Source organism: Mesorhizobium sp. M7A.F.Ca.US.011.01.1.1 (assembly GCF_003998295.1).
In the GTDB taxonomy this organism is placed as follows: Bacteria; Pseudomonadota; Alphaproteobacteria; order Rhizobiales; family Rhizobiaceae; genus Mesorhizobium.
Genome location: NZ_RZRT01000017.1, coordinates 85,498 through 106,032 on the forward strand (window position 1 = coordinate 85,498; position 20,535 = coordinate 106,032).

Consider the following 20,535-nt stretch of genomic DNA (forward strand, 5'->3'; position numbering starts at 1 on the left):
TTGCCTTGGCTCTCGAGTGTCACTCCGGGGCTGTGGCCGGAGCCGTGTAACGTCGGCGCACAGCGTCAAGCACCCGCTTGCGGCTCTCCTGCGCCGACAGGGTCTTGTCCTCTTCCGCCTCGGCGGTTTCGCGCGCCAGGTCCTTGTCCCTGATCTGATGTCGAAACCATTTGGAATAGTCGCCGGTGCGCAAGTGAAACTCCCAAGTCTTGTCGTCTATGCCCTCGGCGATCTGAGCGAAGATCATCAGATTGTGAGCCCTGAGGTTCATCGCATTGTCAGGGCCATGGAAATAGAAGCTGCCGGCTTCGTCGAGCTGGCCTTCGGCATATTTCCGGCTGTGCCGCTTGAGTGACTGACGTGGTTCCACCACCTTGACCGTCTTGACTTTCTTGCCCGCCTGCGGCCGCCAGAACAGCACGCGCGCGCCCTTGGGGCTGGGGATGTCCTTTGGCGGCTCAATGCCAGTCTCCTTGCAGAAGACCTTCACCACGTCCTTCGCCTTGGGGCCAAGCGCAATGATGGCTGTCACAAGGCGCAAGGCGTCTGTCGAGATCGCCTCGGGGTGAACGGTGATCAAGATTGTGCCCGGCAATTCCAATGACAGGACCGCCCGCGTATCGTCGCGCCGCTTGGGCAGAAGATGGTGCGCTTCATCGATGACGAGCCAGTGCGGTCTGGCGGTGCGCCGGCGGAAACTGCTCAGGCCAGGCAGCAGGTCGGCAAAGAAATCCGGCCTCTCGTCGACGCGTAGGGCCAATCCATTGACGACAATGTTGCTGTCGGCCTTGGCGATCAGATCCAGCACCTGCGCCTTTGTCGGCGCGCTTGAGCCGTCTCCCAGGCGAACGGCGCCTTCGAGGCCGTCATAGTCGCCTTCGGGATCGAAGACGCAGAACTGAAAACCACTTTCGACGAAGCGTTCCGTCAGCGCGGTGGCCAAGGTGGATTTACCAATGCCGGAACTCCCGGCAATGAGGATCGTGTCGCTCGGCGACAGGTAGACATCATCGCCGCCAGACGACCCAAGAACGATGCCGTCATGGCGCTTCGGCACTATCGCGTGATCACGCTTTATCAGCTTTGCGATCAATTGCTCCACGCCCTTGCCGCGGGCGCCACGCATGACCAGGTTGGCTGTATCCTTGACCGCCGGAATTGCATTGTCGACGGCGGCGCTGCAGCCACAGGCTTGCAGGAACGCGTGGTCGTTCTCGGCGTCGCCGACGCCGACGACGTTGTGCGGCGAAAGTCGAAGGTCCTGAAGGGCCGCAGCGAGCCCGGTGGCTTTGTTGATGCCGCTCGGCAGGATCATCACCGCGCCCTTGTTGAAGATGATTTCCAGTTCGAGACCCATCTTCTTGATGATATCGAGCACGGTCGCCTGATGGGGTTCCCAGGTCGCGACGATCGATCGCCCGACCGAAAGCGGCTTGACGCCCTGCCGCTTCAATCTGGCGACGAATTTGGGCTCGGGCGATGGGGCGATCACCCGCTCTTCCTCGCTGGCCGGCGTGTAGATCATCGCGCCATTCTCAGCGACGACCTTGTCGAAGAGACTAAGCTCGGGAAAGACGCGCTTGAGATCGGGCAGTTCACGCCCGGTGACGAGAACCAGCTTGCGGCCGCTTTTCTTGAACCGCTCAAGCGCGGCGAGCGTCTTCTTGGCGACGATCCCATCATGAGCCAGCGTGCCGTCATAGTCTGCCGCCAATGCAATGAAATACATTCCGCCGACCCTTCTCGTTCCGGTTGCCCTGCGGCTAGAACGTGTGATCGAGACAAAGGCTCCCCGCCGACCGGATCGTAGGTCTGGAGAAGGGGATGGTTCGCCCTCGGAAATCAGGAACTCCTTCGGTGCCGGTACGTTGACCAGACAAGCCGGGAACCGTCCCGGTCTTTGCTGGCGGCGTGCAAACCCGTCGCCGAAATCCACCAAGTGCAATGAAAGGTAAGGCCATGGGCTTCTTTTCGAAGGACATCAAGACACTCGACGATCTCTTCGTGCACACGCTGCGCGACATCTATTACGCCGAAAAGCAGATCGAGAAGGCGCTGCCGAAGATGATCGACAAGGCAACCGACCCGCAATTGAAAGCCGGATTTGAAAAACACCTCGACCAGACGAGAGGCCATATCGAGCGCGTCGAACAGGTGTTTGAGTTGCATGGCGTCAAGGCCAAGGAGGTCAACTGTCCGGCAATCGACGGTATTCTCGAGGAGGCCGACGATGTGAGCGGTGACGTCGATGACAAGGAAGTTCTCGACGCGGCGCTGATTGCTTCGGCGCAGGCCGTCGAACACTATGAGATGACCCGCTACGGGACGCTCATCGCCTGGGCCAAGCAACTCGGCCGCACCGACTGCGCCAATGTGCTGGCCAAGAACCTGAGGGAAGAACAGGCGACCGATCGCAAGCTCACCGAAATGGCGGAAAGCAAGATCAACCTGCAGGCAGCCGAATAAGGCTGCAATCCGGCCGGCTGGTACTCGGCCGGCCGGATTGCTGGCAGGTTTCCACTCCGTCAGCGAGACGGGTCGACGCCCAAGGCCGTTGATTGCTTGCGCAGCGCTTCATCGTCATCCTGCGGCACATGCCGAGCAGATCCTGCAGTTTCCGTGTAGATGCGGTACGCTACACAAGCGAGCGCCACCATGAAAAGCAGACGGCCCATCCATCCTACTCCTTGCTCATGGATTTCATTCCGGCCATCTTCAGTACCCTCCGACGACCGGCAAGATTTCGCCGGTGATGTAGCTCGAGCAATGCGGCGAAGCGAGGAACACATAGGCCGGCGCGAGTTCTTCCGGTTGCGCGGGTCGTTTCATTGGCGTTTCCGCGCCGAATTTCGAGACGTCGTCGGCTTCCTTGTCCGACGGATTGAGCGGCGTCCACACCGGACCCGGTGCGACCGCATTCACCCTTATGCCCTTGCCGATGAGATTGCCCGACAGGGCCCGCGTGAAGGCGTGGATGCCGCCCTTGGTCATCGAATAGTCGACCAGTTGTTTTGAACCGTCGATACCGGTTACCGAACCGGTGTTGATGATCGCCGAACCGGGCTTCATGTGCGGCACCGCTTCCTGCGCCATATGAAAATAGCCGTAAAGATTTGTCTTCAGCGTCGTGTCAAAATGTTCTTCGGTCAGCTCGCCGAAATCGCTGGAATGGATCTGGAACGCAGCGTTGTTGACCAGCACGTCGATGCGACCGAATTTTTCAACGGTCTCCATGACCGCCTTGTGGCAGTGGCTGCGTTCGCTGACATCGGCCTTGACCAGGATGCAGCGTCGTCCCTCCTTTTCCACCGCTGATTTGGTCTCTTCAGCATCCTTGTCCTCGGCCAGATAGACGATCGCGACGTCGGCGCCCTCGCGGGCGAACAACACCGCCACCGAGCGGCCGATGCCGGAATCGCCGCCCGTGATGAGTGCTACCTTTTGGTCGAGTTTTTTCGATCCGAGATAGTACGGCGCATCGTACAGCGGCTCCGGCTCTAGCGCCCATTCGTGCCCCGGTTTGGGCTGATGTTGCTCGGGGAAGGGGGGCTCGGGATATTCACGGGCGCCAGCCTGCATGGCGCCTTGCTGCTTCCCACCGCCTTTCGATTTGTCTTTGGCATCGACGCCACGTTGGATATGGCGCTGCTTGGCCGCTTCACCGGCTATTTCTGACTTCATCTGCATGATCGTCTCCTTGGCTTGGAGAGGAAACAACGCATGTCAGGCAAAAAGGTTTGCGCAAAAGATCGACTTGCCGAGAGGATTCCGGCCAGCGTTTGGCAACGCGTAACGACGACATCGCCAGCTGCACCAATTCAGCTGCAATGCAGCCGCGCCAGCCACCGCCGTGATGGGATCGAGCACCGGGGCTTGCCCGCTGCCTGCGCCGCCTTGGCGGCGAGCCAAACGTGATGATGTGGATTGGGAAGCTATTGCGTCAAACTGGCAAAGCAGCGCCATCCGGTCTACTCCGGGCGTAGCCGCCGGAATTCTATCTTGGCGACAGCCCATCGAGCAGGAAGTCGAGGCCTTTTCGGAAGGCGCCATCCCAATCGTTGTCCAACAGCAGACGAGAGCGTTCGATTGTCGGGTAGTGTTCGCTGAGGTGTGTAAGACGCTGCTGTGCGGCTGCCCTGTCTTCTTCCGAGAGGTCGAAGCTTGCCCGGGTGAGGGTGGCGCCCATCACATAATTCCAGAGCGACCATATCGCGGCGTTCAGATTCGCGTCGGCAACACCGGCTCTGGACAAGGTCTTGCTCAACATTTCCAGGCGGCTGAGAATGTTCGGGCCGAGCGCCCGGCGCGGCAACAGCGATGCCGACCAAGGATGGCGCAACATTCTGGCGCGCCAGTCTTCGAGCATATGAACGACGTCTCCGCGCCAGTCCGGAGACTCACCTGTTTCAGGCGATCCGCGATGTTCGAGCACCGAATCGAGTGCTAGATCAAAGACATCCTCCTTGTTGTCAACGTGCCAATACAGGCTCATCACACCCGAGCCGAGGCGATCGGCCAGCCGACGCATTGTCAATCCGTCTATGCCCTGGGCGTCCAGCAGTTCCACGGCGATCGCCACGATACGCTCTCGAGACAGCGGCGGCTCGCTGCTCGCCTCCTGGATGGGTTGAAGCTTTGTCCGTTGCGATCGTTTGCTGGCACTGCGGGGTTTGGCTGCCATCTGTCTTCCTTGCTGGCCGAACGTCGATTTTGGCAGGCACCGTCAGGAATGTCGACGCCGATCGCTTGACTAGTACGATGTACCATACGATGACTCGTACATCGCACGATTCATCGTATGAGCGATCTGGTTTAAAGTTCATGCCGGCGGCGAGTGCGTTATTCGCAGTCAGCAGAGCCAGGAGAAATCATGTCACGCGCAATCAAGCATCTGCTTATCGGAGGGCTAATCATCATGACCATTGCAGTTCCCACTGCGTCGCCGGCGAACGAGTTCAAGCTGACCATCATCAATCCACAGACGCTCTACGACCCGTCGCCGAATGGCTACAGCACCGCCGTGATCGCACCGCGCGGAGCTCGGATTGCCTACATTTCCGGGCAGGGCGGCCAAGACAGCACAGGAGCCTTGTCACCCGATTTCGCCGTCCAGGTTAAGCAGGCCTACGCAAATTTGCATGCTGCGCTTGAGGGCATCGGCGCCAGGCCGGATCAGGTGGCGAAGCTCACGGTCTTCGTGGTCGACCACGACATGTCCAAGCTCGAGGTGTTGACCAGGAACGTCAAGGACATGTTCGGCGAGGCGTTGCCGGCGCAGACACTGGTTCCCGTTCCCAAGCTTGCCATCGACCCCATGCTTTTCGAGGTGGAAGCCACCGTTATACTGGAATAGGGAGCCTGATCGCCCCAACTGACATGAGGTCGAGGACGCCGCCGACAGCCGCGCGTTGGAACCACCAATTCATTTTGGCTCGTCAGCTTGTTCGGTTTCGCTCGAAGCAAAGCCGTCAATTTCAAGACTCATTACAGTAGGTAGTGGCTTAGCGCGTTTTCCCTTCCATCTTCCGCGGCGGAATTTGCTCTGATACTCACGTCGCTGTTTCGTGATTTCGTAGAGAACGATACCCGAACTGGTCCCGAGGTTCAGGCTCTCGATCATCCCGAACATTGGGATTGCTACGCACATCTCGCTGCGCTCGACCGCGAGGGGGGTGATGCCCCGTTTCTCATTGCCAAACCAGACAGCAAGTTTAGTGTGCTGGGTATAATCACCCTCATGCAGGAAAACGCTGGTTTTTCCCTTTATGTGCGGTGAGGTGACGACGGACATAAAGCCATGCTTTTCCAGATGGTTGAGGCAGGCGGCAGTGCTGTCGAACCGTTTTACAAACGTCCATTTGACGGCTGATACAGACGTTTCCGAAAGCGATTTCCGCTGCCGCATTTGCTGCCAGTCATCGGGAAGTGCTTTGCGTGGATCAACGATATAGACTTTTTCGACGCCCAGAGCATTTGCGTTTCGAATTACCGTTCCGATGTTCCTGATATCATTCGGATCTTCGACAACGGCTACCAAGTTCTCGCAGCGAAACGATTTGACCGCAGCCGCACGCCTGCGAACCGATGCTCTGGGTTTCTGAGCCTCAAGGGTTTCCATGAGAGAGTTCTTACCAGAGGCGTATCTGAATCCAAGGCCCGTGGCGACTCCATCGCCGCGACATCAGAAAGTCGCATAAGATAGATTATGGAACCAACGCACGGGCCAAGAACTGTAAACCACCGATGATTCTCATAGGCTTGAGCCGATTGTGCCGTATTGCCTTGAGCGGATGGCCAACGCTAGGCTGTCGAGATGAAGATGGCAAACAGCGAGATCGAAGCGGCGATCGAAGTGTTCGTGCATGGCTTCAGCGCCGACAGAAGCCGCACCTTTCCTTACGAGGCCAGCCGCATTGGACGCTTGTGGCTGATGCGCGATGCCGAGCGCAAGAATCCTCGTGACTACCGCGGCGAAGAATGGGTCGTCCATGACGTTGCCGCTCAAGAGGCCGATGCCATCGTGCGGCAGCATGCACGGCCGGGCTTTGCCATTTCCGTTATGATCGCGAACGAGGATCCGGACGGGCCGACACGAACCTCCTACAAAGCTCTCGGCTACCGGCTGCTTCGGACCGAAGGCTTTTTCGTCCACCGATTGCGCCGGATTCCCAGCCCGCCGGCGGTTGCTTCGATCGAACGCGTGCAGACAGCCGAACGGGCGGCGCAGTTGGGAAAGATCATCCGCAGGCAGCCGATCCCGGATCATTTGCTCGGCGACAGCGCCCCGTTCCGCCAGTATGTGGCAGTCGATGGCGCCGATATCGTTGGGCGCGTGCGCAGCTTGGATGCCGTGGAAGCCACGTGGTGTTCGAGCATGTATGTCGAGCCTTCGCACCGGCGTCGCGGCATTGGCCAGGCTTTGATGTCGAAAATGTTGCACGACGATCGGGCGCGCGGGTCGAGGTGCTCGGTGCTGGCTGCAACCCACGCCGGGGCTTTGCTTTATCCCCGGATGGGCTACGAACGGATCGGAACGGTGCTGATATTCGCACCAATGAACCGAAAGCCTGTATGAAAGTCTATTCGCATCACGCTGATTTGTAAGGGATTTCAATCGCCATCCCATCATAGGCCGGCTCGACGTTGGCGGGTGTCTCGGCCATCACCGTGGCGTAGTCGAGCGGTACATGCATATGCGTCAGCACGGCGTGTCTTGGCGCCAGCCGCTCGATCCATTCAAGCGCTTCGCCAAGGGACAGGTGACTTGGATGCGTTCGGTATTGCAGCGCGTCGATGATCAGCACGTCGAGGTCGCGAAGCCGTTCGGAGGTGGGCTCCGGAAAGTCGCTGATGTCGGGGCAATAGGCGAGCCCGCCGATGCGGAAACCGAGCGATACGATGTCGCCGTGGATCTGCGGCAGCGGCTCGAGGGTGAGGGTACCCCCCTCTCCTTCGATGACCACCGGCCTGGTGTGGTCGATGAGATGCGGCCTGACGATCGGCGGATAGGAACTGCCTTGCGGCGTCTCGAAACAGTATCCGAACGCTTCCCGCAGCCGAAGCATCGTCGCCCTGTCGGCATGGACGTCGATCAGCTGGCGCTGATCGAGAACGAAACCGCGCAGATCGTCGATGCCATGGATGTGGTCGGCATGCGGGTGGGTATAGACGACCGCATCGACACGTTTAACGCCGGCCAGCAGCATCTGCTGCCGAAAATCCGGCCCTGTGTCGATGACCACAGTCGTGCGGCTGCCGTTCGCCGCTATCCGCTCGACGAGTGCGGCGGTACGCGTGCGCCGGTTCTTGGGGTTGTCGGGGTCGCAATTGCCCCAGTCGCCGGTGATGCGCGGCGTACCTGGGGACGAGCCGCAGCCGAGAATGGTGAGGCGCAGCCGGTCAGTCATCGTTCAGGCACTTTGCTCTACAGGCCGCGGCATCTTGCCGAACAGCCGGAAGAAATTGTCCGTCGTCAGATCAGCGATTTCGGCCTCGCTGACGCCGACCGTCTCGGCCAGCACCTTGGCCGTGTGCGCGACATAGGCCGGCTCGTTGCGTTTGCCGCGAAACGGCACGGGCGCCAGATAGGGCGCATCGGTTTCGACCAGCAGCCGGTCATGCGGGACATCGGCGGCAATGGCGCGCAACTCAGCTGAATTCTTGAAGGTCAGGATGCCCGAGAACGACACGTAGCCGCCGAGCGCGACGCCAATTTCGGCAAGCCGGCGTCCGGAGGAAAAGCAATGCAGGATGAAGGGGAAGGCGCCCTTCCCTGTTTCGGCCTCAAGAATGTCAGCCATATCTGCATCGGCATCGCGCGAATGGATGACCAGCGGCAGCCCCGTTTCGCGTGCGGCGGCGATGTGATTGCGAAAGCCTTGTGCCTGCGCATCGCGTGGCGCCTTGTCGTAGAAATAGTCGAGACCGGCCTCGCCGATCGCCACCACTTTCGGGTGGGCAGCCAGCTGCACGAGATCGGCAGATGTTACGTCCAGCTCTTCCGCGGCATTGTGCGGATGGGTGCCGACCGAACAGTATACTTCATCGAAAGTATCGGCGATTTCAAGGATTTGTTGAAATCTCTTCACGCGAGTCGAGATCGTCACCATGTGGCCTATACCGGCCGCCTTGGCGCGGGCGACAATAGAAGCCCGCTCCTCGGCGAAATCTGGAAAATCCAGATGGCAGTGGCTGTCGACGAGCATCAGACGTTCGCGTCCGGCTGTTCGACGTAACGTGGAAAAACCCCTTCCGGCACGGGTAACGCGGTGCCCGGCACCAGCGCATGGTCCGCGTGGACATGCACGAAATCGCGGCTGTCCGCCGGCACCGCCAACAGGTCGAGCAGTTTCGCGGCTGATCCCGGAGTGAAGGGCTGACACAGCACCGCCACCCGGCGCACGACTTCGGCGGTCGTCCACAGCACCGTTTCCATTCGTTCCGGATTGGTCTTCTTCAGCGCCCATGGTGCCTCGCCGGCGAAGTAGCGATCGGCTTCCGCCACCACGCCGAAGATCGCCGCCAGCGCCAGATGGATGCCCTGCTCGGCCATCGCCTTGCGCGCGATGTCGAGAGCGGCGACGGCCTGATCCAGGATTGCTCTGTCTGCATCCGTCAGCTCGCCGCGCTTCGGCACCACGCCGCCGCAGTTCTTGGCGATCATCGACAGCGAGCGCTGCGCAAGGTTGCCGAGGCCATTGGCGAGATCGGCATTGGTGCGGTTGACGATCGCGTCATGGCTGTAGCTGCCGTCGTTGCCGAAGGGCACCTCGCGCAGGAAGAAGTAGCGCACCTGGTCGAGGCCGTAGTGCTCGACCATCGCGAACGGATCGACGACGTTGCCAACCGATTTCGACATCTTTTCGCCGCGGTTGAACAGGAAGCCATGCGCGAAAACGCGGCTCGGCAACTCAATGCCCGCCGACATCAGAAATGCCGGCCAATAGACCGCATGGAAGCGGACAATGTCCTTGCCGATGATGTGCGTGGCCGGCCAATAGCGCCATTGCTCGGCCTTTGTGTCGGGATAGCCGGCGGCGGTGATGTAGTTGGTCAACGCGTCGACCCAGACATACATCACATGTTTGTCGTCGCCGGGCACCGGCACGCCCCATTTGAAGGTGGTGCGGGAGATCGACAGATCCTTCAGCCCGGACTTGACGAAGCTGAGCACCTCGTTGCGGCGCTCGGTGGGACCGATAAAGTCGGGCTGGCTCTCATAAAGCGCCAGCAATTTGTCCTGATAGGCGGAAAGCCGGAAGAAATAGCTTTCTTCCTCGTTCCATTCGACGGGCGAGCCGAGCGGCTCGCGGCGCACGCCATCCTCGCCGAGCGTCGTCTCGCTCTCGTCGAAATAGGCTTCCTGGCGCACCGAATACCAACCGCTATAGCGGTCGAGATAGATGTCGCCATTGGCGGCCATCGCCTTCCAGATCGCCTGACAGGATTCGTAGTGGCGCGGTTCCGTCGTGCGGATGTAGTCGTCGTTCGAGCCGCCCATCGCCTCGGTCATCGCGCGGAAAATCGCCGAATTGCGGTCGGCCAGCGCCAGCGGCGTTATGCCTTCCTTCTCGGCCGTTTGCTGCATCTTCAGGCCATGTTCGTCGGTGCCGGTCAGGAAGAAGACGTCCTTGCCGTCCAGGCGCTGGAAGCGTGCCAGGGCGTCAGTTGCAATGACCGTATAGGCGTGGCCGATATGCGGCTTGCCGTTCGGATAAAAGATCGGGGTGGTGATGTAGAATTTGTCGCGTGACATGAAGGAACCGTCATGAATGTCTGAATGGAAAGGCGTGGCGGTGGATATCGTATCGAGGCGGCATTTGCCATCCCGATCCAGGAAACCCAGTCACATTCGCATTGCAGAATTCAGGCGATCGATCATGATCAAGGCGTGCTGCTTCTTGTCGAGATTGTAAGTATCGGTCTCAGATATAGCGTCCAGCGCCTCATGCCAAGTGTCCGACAGCGTTTTGGCTCGTGCGAGATCGCCCGCCAGTGCCGCCTGGCTTGCCGCGTCCGACAACAGGTCCAGCGCCCGGCGGTTGAAGATATCGAACTGGATCGCCTGATCGCGGCCGGCCACGGCTTCGGCGAGGCGAAACGCGCCGCCGACTTCGCTCTTTCTTCCCGTGACCAGAGCGTCCAGCGTGGAGGCGATCTCCAGCCCGCCATACTGCGTCAGCAGGATGGCGTTGCGGGCGCTGCCCCCTGCCCGCTCGACCAGTGCCGCGCGCGCCGTCGGATCGTCAGGCGGCGCCGGCTCGGTCGTTTCCAGCACCGTCATCAGGTCGTCGGCGTCGAGCGGGTTCAATCGCACCACCTGACAGCGCGACCGGATCGTCGGCAGCAGGCTGCCCGGCGCGTGGACAATCAGGATGAACAGCGTCCGTGCCGGCGGCTCTTCAAGGTTTTTCAGCAACGCATTGGCGGCATTGGCGTTCATGTCGTCGGCTGGGTCGACGATGACGACCCGGTAGCTGCCGTCATGCGAGGTCAGCGACAGGAAGCGGCTGACCTTGCGGATCTCATCGACGGTGACGACAGTCTTGAAGCTCTTGGTCTTGTCGTTCAGCGGCCGGGTCAGATGCAGCACGGAAGGATGCGCCCCGGTGGCGATCTGGCGAAACAGCGACGAAGCCGGATCGGGAGCCGCAAGGCTTTCCGGCGCCTGCGCAAAATCGGGGTGCTTCAACAGATGATGCGCAAGATGGAAGGCGAGCGTCGCCTTGCCGATGCCGACCGGTCCGGAGAAGATCAGCGCATGAGGCAGCTTGCCCGCCCGATAGGCAGCGGTGAGCACGCCTGCAGCCTGGCCGTGCCCGACCAGAAGGGGCGTTTCGGCGGGCTCCGGCACGCCGTCCAGCGTGTCGTGCTGTTCGGGTGCGATGCGTTCGAAGATCATGCCGGCGTCGCCTGCCTGTTGCGCGACGGCGTTCTTGCCTCCAGCGCCGCGAACACGGTGGCGGTGACGACATTCTCGACCGCATCCGGATCGGCGGCCGCGTCGATGACGATACAGCGTTCCGGCTCGGCCGCGGCGATCGCCAGGAACGCCTCGCGGCGCGCCTGATGGATCGCCAGCGTCTCTTTTTCGAAGCGGTCGGCGTCTGCGTCGGCACCGCGCCGCAGCGTTGCGCGCCTCAGGCCTTCGGCCGGATCGATGTCGAAGATCAGCGTCATGTCCGGCATCATGCCGTTGATGGCAACCTGCTCCAGCGCATCCATGAACGCCGGATCGATGCCACCGGTGACACCCTGATAGACCCGTGAGGAATCCAGGAAGCGGTCGCAAAGCACTACGGAGCCACGCTCGACCGCCGGCCGGATGACCTGCTCGACATGGTCGGAACGTGCGGCGGCGAAAAGCAGCGCTTCCATCTTCGGCCCGAACGGTTCGGCGGCGCCCGAAAGCAGCACATGCCTGACCGCTTCGGCGCCCGGCGAGCCGCCCGGTTCACGGGTAAGGAGGACATCGTATTTCTTGGCGCGCATCTTCCTGGCCAGCCGCTCGATCTGCGTCGACTTGCCTGCTCCTTCGCCGCCTTCGAAGGTGATGAAAAATCCGCGTGCCAACCGAGAGGCCTTCTTGTCCATGTATGAATGGGATTATAGCGCTCTAGATAGTCCGCGTTCGACGAAACGTCCATGCCGTCGATTTTTTGCTTTTATGCATGTCGTTTCCCCAAAACCGGGGCCATTTTGAGCGACATGCATTAGCGCAGCCAGCCGACCGCCAGTTCCTTGACGGCGTCGAGCGCGCGCTGCGGCAGCGTGCCGACGCCGATCGATTCGGCGGCGAAAAGCGGTGTCTCCTGGCTGAGCGTATCGCCGATCCAGACGCGCAGCGCACCCACCGGCTGCCCCTCCTCCACCGGTGCAGCAACCGGGCCGTTGTAGACGATCCTGGCCGTCAGCTTGTCGCGGTTGGTGATCGGCAGGAAGATGTCGATCGGACCCTTGGCCTTCAGCGTCACCCCGGATTTCGCTCCGCCGAAAACCTGGGCTTCTCCAACCACCTCGTCCTTGGCGAAAATTTCAGTCTTCTCGAACGAGCGGACACCCCAGTCGAGCAGCTTTCGCGCTTCCTCGGCGCGCTCCTTGTCCGAGGCCAGCCCGCTCATCGCCGCGATCACGCGGGTACCATTGTGGCTGAGCGAACCGACGATGCCGAAACCGGCTGCCTCGCTCGCACCGACCGCCAGGCCGTCGGCGCCGATGTCCATCGCCAGCAGCGGATTGCGGTTCCTCTGTGAGATCTTGTTCCAGGTGAAATCCTTCTGGCTGTAATAGCGATAGAAATCAGGATAATCGCGCCACAGGTGCAGGGCGAGCTGCGCCAGTTCGCGCACGGTCGTCTGCTGGCCATCCGCCGGCAGGCCGGTCGAATTGACGAAAGTCGACGTCTTGAGGCCGATCTGGCGGGCCCGTTCGGTCATCTGCGCGGCAAAATTGTCCTCGGATCCCGACATGCCTTCGGCGATGACGATGCAGCCGTCATTGGCCGCCTGCACGGTCACGCCCTGAATCAGGTCTTCGAGCCGGATCGACGACTTGAGCTTGGCGAACATCGTCGATGTTCCCGAAGGCGCGCCACCCTTGCGCCAGGCGTTTTCGCTGACAACGAACGTATCGTCGAGCTTCAGGCGACCGGACTTGATGGCGTTGAAAACCACTTCCATGGTCATCAGCTTGGCCATCGAGGCCGGCGGTATCGGCTTGTCGGCATCCTTGGAAAACAGCACCGTCCCGGTCTCGGCGTCGATCATGAAGGCCTGTGCGGCCTTGGTCTCGAACAGCTGCGCACCGGCCGGAGCCTGGAAAAACAGCAGCAGGCCAAAAACCAGAAGCCCGGCGAGCGGGAGCAAGCGAAATTGCATGATGTTCGACCCATTGGCCGGCACCGCCGGCAAGCCCGCGAAAAGCATCGGGCTTTTTGCACGGCGGATCAACCGCGCTGCGGAAATCCGAGCAGGCTTGCGCTCAGTTGCGCACAGCCAGTGCATCGGGCGCGCCATGCGCCCATGCTGCTTGCAGCAAGTCATCCAGATTGCGGTGGCCATCGGGATAGAGATTGACCGAATACCAATCCTCGCCGTCGAGTTCCGAACGCTGGATCTCGATCTTGCCGAAGGCGGCAAGCTGAGCGGCAATACGCTTGGCTTCTCCGGCATCCTCGAACGAACCAGCCGCGACATAATCGGTGGACAGACCGGCCGGTGGCGGCTGCCGCTTCCACGATTGGAGCACGTCGGCCGGCGACATGCCGTCGCCACCCATCGCGGCGAAGGCATTTGAGGCGCGTTCGACCCGCTCGTCGGCATAGGACAGCGAGGCCACGGCAAACGGCGATTGCGGCGGCAGATTGATCTGCGGGCGCTCCGGCACGATCGGACCGAAATCGGGCAGCGCCGGATCGCCGTAGGCCGGCGTCTGCGCCGACATGACCGGCTGGACAGAACCGGAATCGGTCAACTGGCCCGGAAACGGAACGGCGGCGCTGCCCGCAGGCAGGCTTGGCGACGGCCCGTTCATGGCGACCATGACGCCGGTCGGCAGTCCGTCCGACGGGTCGGGCACTCTGTTGCCGGGATGGTAGGAAGCCATCAGATATTGGTCGTCATCGCCGTCAAGCGGCGCGCGGCCGACATATTCGACCTTCACCTGAGCGGTGCCGGTGTTGGCATAGTCAAGCATCTGGGCAGCGCGCTCCGAGACATCGATGATGCGGCCTTCGTGATATGGGCCGCGATCGTTGACGCGAACGATGACCGAACTGCCGGTCTTGAGATTGGTGACGCGGGCATAGCTCGGCAGCGGCATGGTCGGGTGCGCCGCCGTCAGGTGGGTCATGTCGTAGACTTCGCCATTGGCGGTAAGCCGGCCATGGAAGGCATCGCCGTACCAGGAGGCCAGGCCGACCTTGGCGTAGCGCTTGTCTTCCCGGGGGTAATACCACTTGCCGCGGACCTGATAGGGTTTGCCGAGCTGATCCCTGCCGCCGCCACGTTGGATGCGCCCATTCTGGGAGATCACACGCGGGCTTGCCTTCACGCCATATTCAGATTCGGCGAAATATTCCTTGGAGCGGGTCTTCTTGTGGACCATCGCTTTCGGCTCGGGCTGCGAGGCACAAGCCGCCAGCACGGCGGCCGACATGGCGAACAACGCGACTGTAGCAGCGCGACGAAGACGCGGTTGCGTCACAGCCTGCATTTTCCTGATGTCCCCTTCAGTCTTGACTTAGACGTCGTGTCCAACCGTCGAAGAAGCCGAAACACTCACCCGACCAATACCAGCGACGCCTTTGAACCCCGATCCTTTGTGCGCAGGAATTGCTTATCACGGTATTAACCGATTGTGGCCGTAACCGGGCAAGTTTGTGGCGTCTCCACCGCGAGAGCCCTCTGAAAAGTAACGATTTTCGCGCTTCCACGCGAGAGATGTGATGCCCTCTGCCACAGAGAGCCTGGCTTCGCTCCTGCCGGCCCATACCTGCCGGTTGACAGGCTTTGTCGGGCAGCGGACCGACAGTCCGGAACAAAGAAATGCGCCGCTAGTTTCATCCGCAGGGCACTCGAACAGAAGGACGAGCATGATGAAAATGGCTTCATTGACAATCGCGATCGCAATGTCACTTTCCGCCGGGTCTGCGATCGCCGCATGCCCGGACAAGTCGGCTTCCAACGCCGGGACGGATGCCGAGCAGACCGCCGGTATTTCGAAAGATGGAACTCACGCGCCTTTAGAGACCCCGAAGGCATCGGACAGCACGGGCAAGCCAGCCGCCAAGGACGGCGCCACAATGCCATTGGCGGGCGCCGAAGGCGGCGGCGACAAAAATCTTGCGACCTCGCAGCAGGACATTGAGGCGCAGCAGCATGGTGATAAGGCCGCAGCGGCAAAGGCGGACGAAAGCTGCAAAGACTGAGGAACACGCAGGCCGGAGCCGATTTGCAGCTTCGGCCTTCCTCACGAGCAGCTGTTCCCTTGGCGAACTGAATTTTTTGGGGAAATGCCGCAGCTGTCCCAAGAGGTTGACCTGTAAGGATTAACCCGCCCCGCCCGGTTGCAAGGATGGTTCTGGTCGATAGCCGGATCGCACCCTTGGGCTCCTGCATGGAAGCACTCCAGGGCGTCAGGCTTCTCGTGTTCGCGCGCCCTGTGCATCGCCAATCGGCGGGCTCCTTCTTTATGCATCATTGGGATCGCGATAGTCCCGGTGTTCGATTTCGACAAGCTCAGAGCCTGCCAGGACGGCAGGAAGCGACGCAGCGGTGGTTGACGCAGCCCTCAATGCCGCTCTACAGGAATGAAGCGCGAACCAGCCGGGAACGCCTTCGGTACCAATCCGGTGCCAACAGGCCAAACGAGTTGGCCCCGCGCCGCCCAAGTGGTTGAAGAATCACCATGGAGGAATGGCCGAGCGGTTTAAGGCACCGGTCTTGAAAACCGGCGTGGGTGCAAGCTCACCGTGGGTTCGAATCCCACTTCCTCCGCCAACTGGCGCCCCTGCAACCCACCTTTTTAGCATTTTGAACCTCCTATTGACCTTGCTCGCGCAACATGCCCCTTAGTGTAACAATCTGTGTAACGCCAGGGGATGGAATGGCGCGGAAAGATCCGCCAAAGGCGCATAAGCGCGACGGCACCTGGTACCTCGTTCGCCGTGTTCCGAAGGAATTCGCCGAGCTCGATCGCCGCGTCCTGGTCCGCATCAGCACCGACATTCCGATCGTAAACGATCCCCGTGGCATTCGTGCCAAGGAAGTAGTGCAGCGCCTCCACGTCGAGCTCGATGCGTATTGGGGAGGGCTTCGCGACGGTCAATCTGGCGAAGCTCGCTTGCGTTTCGAGGCGGCCCAGCAGCGGGCGAAAGCCCTGAGGCTGGTCTATCAGACGAATGCCGAGCTCGCTGAAGGCGCGCGCGATGATATTGTCGACCGCATTAGACTGCTCCTCGACAGGAACGTCATTGAGGACGAGCGGGAGGTGGCGGCCGCCCTGGGTGGTGAGGAGCGGCCGGCGATCCGCCTCACGGGGCTGGTTGCAGAATTCGAGAAGATCGAGGCCCAAAGCCTCAATGCCATGTCCCCGAACCAGCTCCGAAAGTGGCGCAATCCGAAAAAGCGCGCCGTTGGCAACCTTATCGAGGTTGTGGGCGACATGAACATAGCCGCCCTCACCCGGAGCCACGCCATACAATTTCGCGAGTGGTGGCAGAAACGCATACGCGTGGAAAGTCTCGACATCGGCACCGCAAACAAGGACATCGGCCACGTGTCGAAGATGCTGACCACTGTCGACATGGCACATCAGCTGAATTTGCTGCCGGTGTTCAAGAAATTGCGGCTATCGGGACAGGTCGCGGTCCAACGAGCGGCTTTCGAAGCGGCTTTCGTCCAAGACAAGATCCTTGCCGACCGCGCGCTGGCGGAACTCAACGAGGAGGCCCGTCACCTTGTGCTGCTGATAGCGGACACCGGCATGCGTTTTTCGGAGGCGGCGAACCTTCTGCCGCACCGCATCTTGCTAGATCACGCGGTGCCACATGTGCAGGTGAGGCCCGATGGACGCGTGTTGAAGACAGACCACTCCCTGCGCGACATTCCGCTCGTGGGTTGCGCGCTCGCCGTAATGAAGCTCCACCCCAAAGGGTTTCCGCGCTATCTCGACAAGGCCGACTCGCTCTCTGCCTTGGTCAACAAGTTTCTTGACAATGCGAATCTCCTGCCGACTGATGACCACTCTCTCTACAGCCTGCGGCACACATACGAGGATCGGCTGACGTCCGTGGAGGCGCCCGAAAAGGTCGTGGCCATGCTGATGGGCCACAAATGGCATCGGCCAAAATACGGTTCTGGCCCGACGCTCGAGCAAAAGCAGTTCTGGCTGAAGAAGATCGCGTTCAAACCGCCGGCGCATCTTTGACCTCCCGCGCATCATTGCGGTGAGGACCGCCGCGTTATCATCGTGGCGCGCTTGAGCTCGACGGCGCGCTCCAGATGCTCGAACAACGGCACGTATGCGCTCTCAGGGGTACAGTCACGCTTGTATATGCGGTGCTCTCCGATTAATGGCCGTGAGCCGAGAACAAATCCGAGAGGCCGAAGGAGGTATGGCGATGTCGTTAGGGAAGAACTCAATCTCCAGCCTTCGGCCCTCATCCGCTCCGAAGCTGAGTACATCCTCGACTTCCGTGATGCTGACGCCCTCTGAGCTCGACTTGCTTCGGCAACAGTCGAAAGAGACGGGCGACTTCGCGCGAAAAGCCTTCGAGGGTCTACGCCCCAAGGCAGCGAAATCGGCCTATGCGGCTGGGGTGCCGTCGACGGTGACACCGAGCAGACGCGCCTGAGTTTGGAGCGACCGGACGGACACCGCCGGCGGCTACTACACGCCTAGAGACGCAATCGTACCGCGCTGGACAGCGGCCGGCCCAATGCGGCCTACCACGAGGCGTTCCACCGCCTGCAGGCGCTGTTTCTCACCGATGCCGAGCCTCGGCTAAGATTTCTACGACGCTGGACGGGATCGAAGCGGCCCGTGCTTTTGCCACCGTGAAGCCTGCATCTTTGCCTACCTGGCAAGATGCTCTGGTTGCATATGACTCCCCATTCGACTCAGTGCCCGACACTTGAGATCGTCCTGGGGCAATCGACCATTGCATCTCAATCAGCTCTCGTAACAGCGTTGCATCGATCGGGCATCAGAGTGCTCCTGGGAATTCTGGACGTTCCTCTACAGACCTGTCCCCTCAATCCAAAAACGTTGGAGGATTGATAGCTCCAATCATAGCGGCTTTCGAGCGCCCATCCAGCGAGCCCTTTCTATGGCGTCGGCCCGACGCGGGAACTGTGAACCGTTCACAGTGCCTTGAGGGCCCAGTCGAGCTTAGAAGGCCCTGCGTCGCGTTAGCTTGTCTCAGTCCCTTGGCCTGCTGCAACTGCGGCAGAAATGACGTTTGGTAAGTCCAGATCATCCGCCGAATCACTCATTCGAATCAGCGAATTTCCTAGGCAATCAGCCAAGAACCGCCGACCGAATTCTCACTTGATTGTTCATCGCGACGGAAATGGCTACCGCAAAAAAATCGATAATGTACTGCAAAAACAAATGGTTATAGGCTCTGTGAGCCAATTAATTCAGTGTTAACCTGCTACCTTTTCTACAGAGATCGTCCGCTAGCTTCCGGCTGTTCGCATTAAACGCCGGAGAGAAAGGAATGACCGTACGCATAGTGAGACTAAAGGAACTGGTTTTCCGATCGGGACTGGGGCGTAGCTCCATCTACGAGATGGTATCGACGGGGGACTTTCCAGCGCCTGTCCAGATTGGCGAGCGCGCCATCGGATGGATCGAAAGCGAATTCGAGACATGGCTCAACGCAAAGACGGCTCAACGTGACGCCATCCGTGCAAGCGCAGCCCAAACGCATGCCCAGCAACTCCGCGGAGCTAACCCTCAGAAAACCGGAGCTCCCAAAAATCTACTGATTTCCAGCAAGAAGAAGGGCTAAGCTGATGCGAAAATTCTCAAAATTAGTCCCTCAGATATGGCTCGCGCGTCGCATGAGGAACCTGGCTCTGGAGAGCCACCATTTTTACGTTTACCTGCTTACGTCTCCGTACCAGACCAGTGGGGGCTGCTGTCAGCTCCCCGATGCTCATGCCATTGCAGAGAGCCGCCTAAATGAAAAACAGCTGTCATTGGCTCGAACTGTCCTTATCGAAGATCGTTTTGTCATCTACGATCCAAAGACTGAAGAATATTTCATTATCGACTGGTTCAAAGATAACCCGCCGATGGGTGAAAAACATCGGCTTGGCGTGATAATGCAAATCGACAAGATTGTAAGCAAGCGAGTTCGTGGAGCGGCGCTATCCGAGCTTGAGCGGCTTTGCCCAGTAAAGCTAAAAGATGAATCAGAGGTACTCCCATTCAAATCGGGTATTCATAATACCGCAATCGTCCGAAATGCTGGGTCTTTGAAACGCTCTCAGTGAGCCATCCTATCGATACCCTGTCGCTGCCCTACCCTATCGATACCTTATCCATACCCCATCGATACCCTATCGACACAGAGACAGAGATAGAGACCATACAAGACGGAAATCCAACGAAACAAAAAATCTTACCTAAACCATTTTGAAAAATGTTTGCCGCGAGCGGCGAAGCTACCCTGTTCCGCGTTGGAGCGAAGGATCGAACATAGAGGACAGAACCAGTTGGCCCAAGACTACACCGAGACATGCGAAGCTAAAACTAGGAGGGGGACGGAATGCAGAAACGCAGCTGTGCCTGGAAAGCTCAGATGTCGGTTTCATGGTGGGCTGAGTACAGGCCCCACATCCCAAGGAGGAAAGGATAGGATAGCCGAAGCGCAGCGGTATCGTTGGGAGAGGTGGAGAGCTGCGGCTGATTCCTAGCAAATTGGCTTGGCAATCGTCGGCGCTCAACGAATGACTTGACTCCTCAACGGACATATTGGGACGGGTTTGAATGGGTCAACAATCCGCTTGAATGAATCAAGATGCAAACGGTGCCACTCCATGGGGTGTTACGATTATGTTGTCTTTTGTTGACCTGAAAATCGTTTCGGTGAACGGGTTTCCAGGCACATGCTGAAGCGCACGTAGTGGCCAGGGGGCATTGAGGCGCGTGAGGCTTGCCCGGCGCAGCCAGAGCAAACCAGGCTCACGGACGTTTTGCACGGCAGACCAGGTCGAAACTCAATCATCTGCTGCTTTCGCGCGCTATGCCTTTGAATTGACCAACGATGGGGTTGGGGGTCAAAGCGAGAGGGATCCCAAGCGAGGCCTTAGGGCCTCATAGAACTATCACCCTCATCTTTGTTGGGGTTTTGGCCAACTAAGCGAATCGGGCTAGGTCGAAGACGGCCGATCGAGGTCGACTCGCGCGACGGCGTAGGCGTCAAGCGAGATGAATTGGTCATCCAGCGGTCTTGCGGAAATTTCCATGAAGTTGGGATCGGTTGCCGCCTGCTCGAACTGCTCGGCGCCGAGAAGAGCAATACGG

General features: G+C 59.9%; 19 protein-coding genes and 1 tRNA gene. 8 read left to right on the forward strand and 12 right to left on the reverse strand.

The annotated features are described in order from the left end of the window. Nucleotides 1–19: 19 nt before the first annotated feature. Nucleotides 20–1,729, reverse strand: a complete 1,710-nt coding sequence (locus EOA13_RS17925) for an HAD-IIB family hydrolase (protein ID WP_023811962.1) — start codon at nucleotides 1,727–1,729, stop codon at nucleotides 20–22. A gap of 230 nt (nucleotides 1,730–1,959) precedes the next feature. Here EOA13_RS17925 and EOA13_RS17930 point away from each other — a divergent pair, with 230 nt between their 5' ends. Then, a complete protein-coding gene (locus EOA13_RS17930; protein ID WP_023811961.1) occupies nucleotides 1,960–2,466 on the forward strand; it encodes a ferritin-like domain-containing protein in 507 nt (168 codons plus the stop codon). A 59-nt stretch (nucleotides 2,467–2,525) separates the two neighbouring features. On the opposite strand, the gene EOA13_RS17935 is transcribed toward EOA13_RS17930, so the two are convergent. The 3 genes from EOA13_RS17935 to EOA13_RS17945 form a co-directional block, all read right to left on the reverse strand. Next, on the reverse strand, nucleotides 2,526–2,675 hold the full coding sequence (locus EOA13_RS17935; protein ID WP_127294555.1) for a hypothetical protein: 150 nt from the start codon (nucleotides 2,673–2,675) through the stop codon (nucleotides 2,526–2,528). 40 nt (nucleotides 2,676–2,715) lie between these two features. Next, complete coding sequence (locus tag EOA13_RS17940; RefSeq protein ID WP_127294557.1) at nucleotides 2,716–3,687, reverse strand: SDR family oxidoreductase; 972 nt, start codon at nucleotides 3,685–3,687, stop codon at nucleotides 2,716–2,718. A 307-nt stretch (nucleotides 3,688–3,994) separates the two neighbouring features. Continuing rightward, nucleotides 3,995–4,681 carry a TetR/AcrR family transcriptional regulator C-terminal domain-containing protein gene (locus EOA13_RS17945; protein ID WP_023811958.1) on the reverse strand — a complete coding sequence of 229 codons (687 nt, stop codon included), beginning with the start codon at nucleotides 4,679–4,681 and terminating at the stop codon, nucleotides 3,995–3,997. A 189-nt stretch (nucleotides 4,682–4,870) separates the two neighbouring features. Here EOA13_RS17945 and EOA13_RS17950 point away from each other — a divergent pair, with 189 nt between their 5' ends. Then, a complete protein-coding gene (locus EOA13_RS17950; protein ID WP_164780136.1) occupies nucleotides 4,871–5,353 on the forward strand; it encodes a RidA family protein in 483 nt (160 codons plus the stop codon). A 69-nt stretch (nucleotides 5,354–5,422) separates the two neighbouring features. Here EOA13_RS17950 and EOA13_RS17955 read toward each other — a convergent pair whose 3' ends face one another. After that, complete coding sequence (locus EOA13_RS17955) at nucleotides 5,423–6,118, reverse strand: RNA methyltransferase (RefSeq protein WP_127294559.1); 696 nt, start codon at nucleotides 6,116–6,118, stop codon at nucleotides 5,423–5,425. A 195-nt stretch (nucleotides 6,119–6,313) separates the two neighbouring features. On the opposite strand from EOA13_RS17955, the gene EOA13_RS17960 reads away from it, so the two are divergent. Next, nucleotides 6,314–7,075, forward strand: coding sequence for a GNAT family N-acetyltransferase (locus EOA13_RS17960; protein ID WP_127294561.1), 762 nt, complete (start codon nucleotides 6,314–6,316; stop codon nucleotides 7,073–7,075). A gap of 13 nt (nucleotides 7,076–7,088) precedes the next feature. Here the strand turns inward: EOA13_RS17960 and EOA13_RS17965 are convergent, their stop codons facing one another. The 7 genes from EOA13_RS17965 to EOA13_RS17995 form a co-directional block, all read right to left on the reverse strand. Then, nucleotides 7,089–7,907 carry an MBL fold metallo-hydrolase gene (locus EOA13_RS17965; RefSeq protein WP_127294563.1) on the reverse strand — a complete coding sequence of 273 codons (819 nt, stop codon included), beginning with the start codon at nucleotides 7,905–7,907 and terminating at the stop codon, nucleotides 7,089–7,091. 3 nt (nucleotides 7,908–7,910) lie between these two features. Beyond that, the gene (locus tag EOA13_RS17970; RefSeq protein ID WP_127294565.1) at nucleotides 7,911–8,705 is read right to left on the reverse strand and encodes a TatD family hydrolase; all 795 of its coding nucleotides are present in this window, start codon (nucleotides 8,703–8,705) and stop codon (nucleotides 7,911–7,913) included. Further along, complete coding sequence (metG, locus tag EOA13_RS17975) at nucleotides 8,705–10,255, reverse strand: methionine--tRNA ligase (protein ID WP_127294567.1); 1,551 nt, start codon at nucleotides 10,253–10,255, stop codon at nucleotides 8,705–8,707. Before metG ends, EOA13_RS17970 begins: the two co-directional genes overlap by 1 nt. A gap of 90 nt (nucleotides 10,256–10,345) precedes the next feature. Further along, entirely contained in the window at nucleotides 10,346–11,401 is a 1,056-nt protein-coding gene (locus EOA13_RS17980; protein ID WP_127294569.1) for a DNA polymerase III subunit delta', read from the reverse strand. Then, nucleotides 11,398–12,072, reverse strand: coding sequence for a dTMP kinase (gene tmk / locus EOA13_RS17985; RefSeq protein ID WP_164780138.1), 675 nt, complete (start codon nucleotides 12,070–12,072; stop codon nucleotides 11,398–11,400). The genes EOA13_RS17980 and tmk overlap by 4 nt, the downstream gene beginning before the upstream one ends. Nucleotides 12,073–12,212: 140 nt before the next feature. Next, nucleotides 12,213–13,376, reverse strand: a complete 1,164-nt coding sequence (locus tag EOA13_RS17990; RefSeq protein WP_206535291.1) for a D-alanyl-D-alanine carboxypeptidase family protein — start codon at nucleotides 13,374–13,376, stop codon at nucleotides 12,213–12,215. Between the two features lie 103 nt (nucleotides 13,377–13,479). Continuing rightward, nucleotides 13,480–14,712 carry a septal ring lytic transglycosylase RlpA family protein gene (locus EOA13_RS17995; protein ID WP_127294574.1) on the reverse strand — a complete coding sequence of 411 codons (1,233 nt, stop codon included), beginning with the start codon at nucleotides 14,710–14,712 and terminating at the stop codon, nucleotides 13,480–13,482. 379 nt (nucleotides 14,713–15,091) lie between these two features. On the opposite strand from EOA13_RS17995, the gene EOA13_RS18000 reads away from it, so the two are divergent. From EOA13_RS18000 to EOA13_RS18020, 5 genes are all read left to right on the forward strand, one after another. Then, the gene (locus EOA13_RS18000) at nucleotides 15,092–15,427 is read left to right on the forward strand and encodes a hypothetical protein (RefSeq protein ID WP_127294576.1); all 336 of its coding nucleotides are present in this window, start codon (nucleotides 15,092–15,094) and stop codon (nucleotides 15,425–15,427) included. A gap of 481 nt (nucleotides 15,428–15,908) precedes the next feature. After that, nucleotides 15,909–15,998, forward strand: a tRNA-Ser gene (locus tag EOA13_RS18005). Between the two features lie 106 nt (nucleotides 15,999–16,104). Next, complete coding sequence (locus EOA13_RS18010; RefSeq protein WP_127294578.1) at nucleotides 16,105–17,427, forward strand: integrase; 1,323 nt, start codon at nucleotides 16,105–16,107, stop codon at nucleotides 17,425–17,427. A gap of 1,294 nt (nucleotides 17,428–18,721) precedes the next feature. Next, nucleotides 18,722–19,015 carry an AlpA family transcriptional regulator gene (locus EOA13_RS18015; RefSeq protein ID WP_127294580.1) on the forward strand — a complete coding sequence of 98 codons (294 nt, stop codon included), beginning with the start codon at nucleotides 18,722–18,724 and terminating at the stop codon, nucleotides 19,013–19,015. Nucleotides 19,016–19,019: 4 nt separating this feature from the next. Continuing rightward, nucleotides 19,020–19,502 (forward strand): hypothetical protein, encoded by a 483-nt coding sequence (locus tag EOA13_RS18020; RefSeq protein WP_164780139.1) that lies wholly within the window; start codon nucleotides 19,020–19,022, stop codon nucleotides 19,500–19,502. The last annotated feature ends 1,033 nt before the right edge of the window (nucleotides 19,503–20,535 follow it).

Excerpts from the sequence above, each read along its gene's own strand:
- EOA13_RS17925 (WP_023811962.1), bottom strand. The coding sequence starts at position 1,729 with ATGTATTTCATTGCATTGGCGGCAGACTATGACGGCACGCTGGCTCAT.
- EOA13_RS17930 (WP_023811961.1), top strand. The coding sequence starts at position 1,960 with ATGGGCTTCTTTTCGAAGGACATCAAGACACTCGACGATCTCTTCGTG.
- EOA13_RS17935 (WP_127294555.1), bottom strand. The coding sequence starts at position 2,675 with ATGGGCCGTCTGCTTTTCATGGTGGCGCTCGCTTGTGTAGCGTACCGC.
- EOA13_RS17940 (WP_127294557.1), bottom strand. The coding sequence starts at position 3,687 with ATGCAGATGAAGTCAGAAATAGCCGGTGAAGCGGCCAAGCAGCGCCAT.
- EOA13_RS17945 (WP_023811958.1), bottom strand. The coding sequence starts at position 4,681 with ATGGCAGCCAAACCCCGCAGTGCCAGCAAACGATCGCAACGGACAAAG.
- EOA13_RS17950 (WP_164780136.1), top strand. The coding sequence starts at position 4,871 with ATGTCACGCGCAATCAAGCATCTGCTTATCGGAGGGCTAATCATCATG.
- EOA13_RS17955 (WP_127294559.1), bottom strand. The coding sequence starts at position 6,118 with ATGGAAACCCTTGAGGCTCAGAAACCCAGAGCATCGGTTCGCAGGCGT.
- EOA13_RS17960 (WP_127294561.1), top strand. The coding sequence starts at position 6,314 with ATGAAGATGGCAAACAGCGAGATCGAAGCGGCGATCGAAGTGTTCGTG.
- EOA13_RS17965 (WP_127294563.1), bottom strand. The coding sequence starts at position 7,907 with ATGACTGACCGGCTGCGCCTCACCATTCTCGGCTGCGGCTCGTCCCCA.
- EOA13_RS17970 (WP_127294565.1), bottom strand. The coding sequence starts at position 8,705 with ATGCTCGTCGACAGCCACTGCCATCTGGATTTTCCAGATTTCGCCGAG.
- metG (WP_127294567.1), bottom strand. The coding sequence starts at position 10,255 with ATGTCACGCGACAAATTCTACATCACCACCCCGATCTTTTATCCGAAC.
- EOA13_RS17980 (WP_127294569.1), bottom strand. The coding sequence starts at position 11,401 with ATGATCTTCGAACGCATCGCACCCGAACAGCACGACACGCTGGACGGC.
- EOA13_RS17990 (WP_206535291.1), bottom strand. The coding sequence starts at position 13,376 with ATGCAATTTCGCTTGCTCCCGCTCGCCGGGCTTCTGGTTTTTGGCCTG.
- EOA13_RS17995 (WP_127294574.1), bottom strand. The coding sequence starts at position 14,712 with ATGCAGGCTGTGACGCAACCGCGTCTTCGTCGCGCTGCTACAGTCGCG.
- EOA13_RS18000 (WP_127294576.1), top strand. The coding sequence starts at position 15,092 with ATGATGAAAATGGCTTCATTGACAATCGCGATCGCAATGTCACTTTCC.
- EOA13_RS18010 (WP_127294578.1), top strand. The coding sequence starts at position 16,105 with ATGGCGCGGAAAGATCCGCCAAAGGCGCATAAGCGCGACGGCACCTGG.
- EOA13_RS18015 (WP_127294580.1), top strand. The coding sequence starts at position 18,722 with ATGACCGTACGCATAGTGAGACTAAAGGAACTGGTTTTCCGATCGGGA.
- EOA13_RS18020 (WP_164780139.1), top strand. The coding sequence starts at position 19,020 with ATGCGAAAATTCTCAAAATTAGTCCCTCAGATATGGCTCGCGCGTCGC.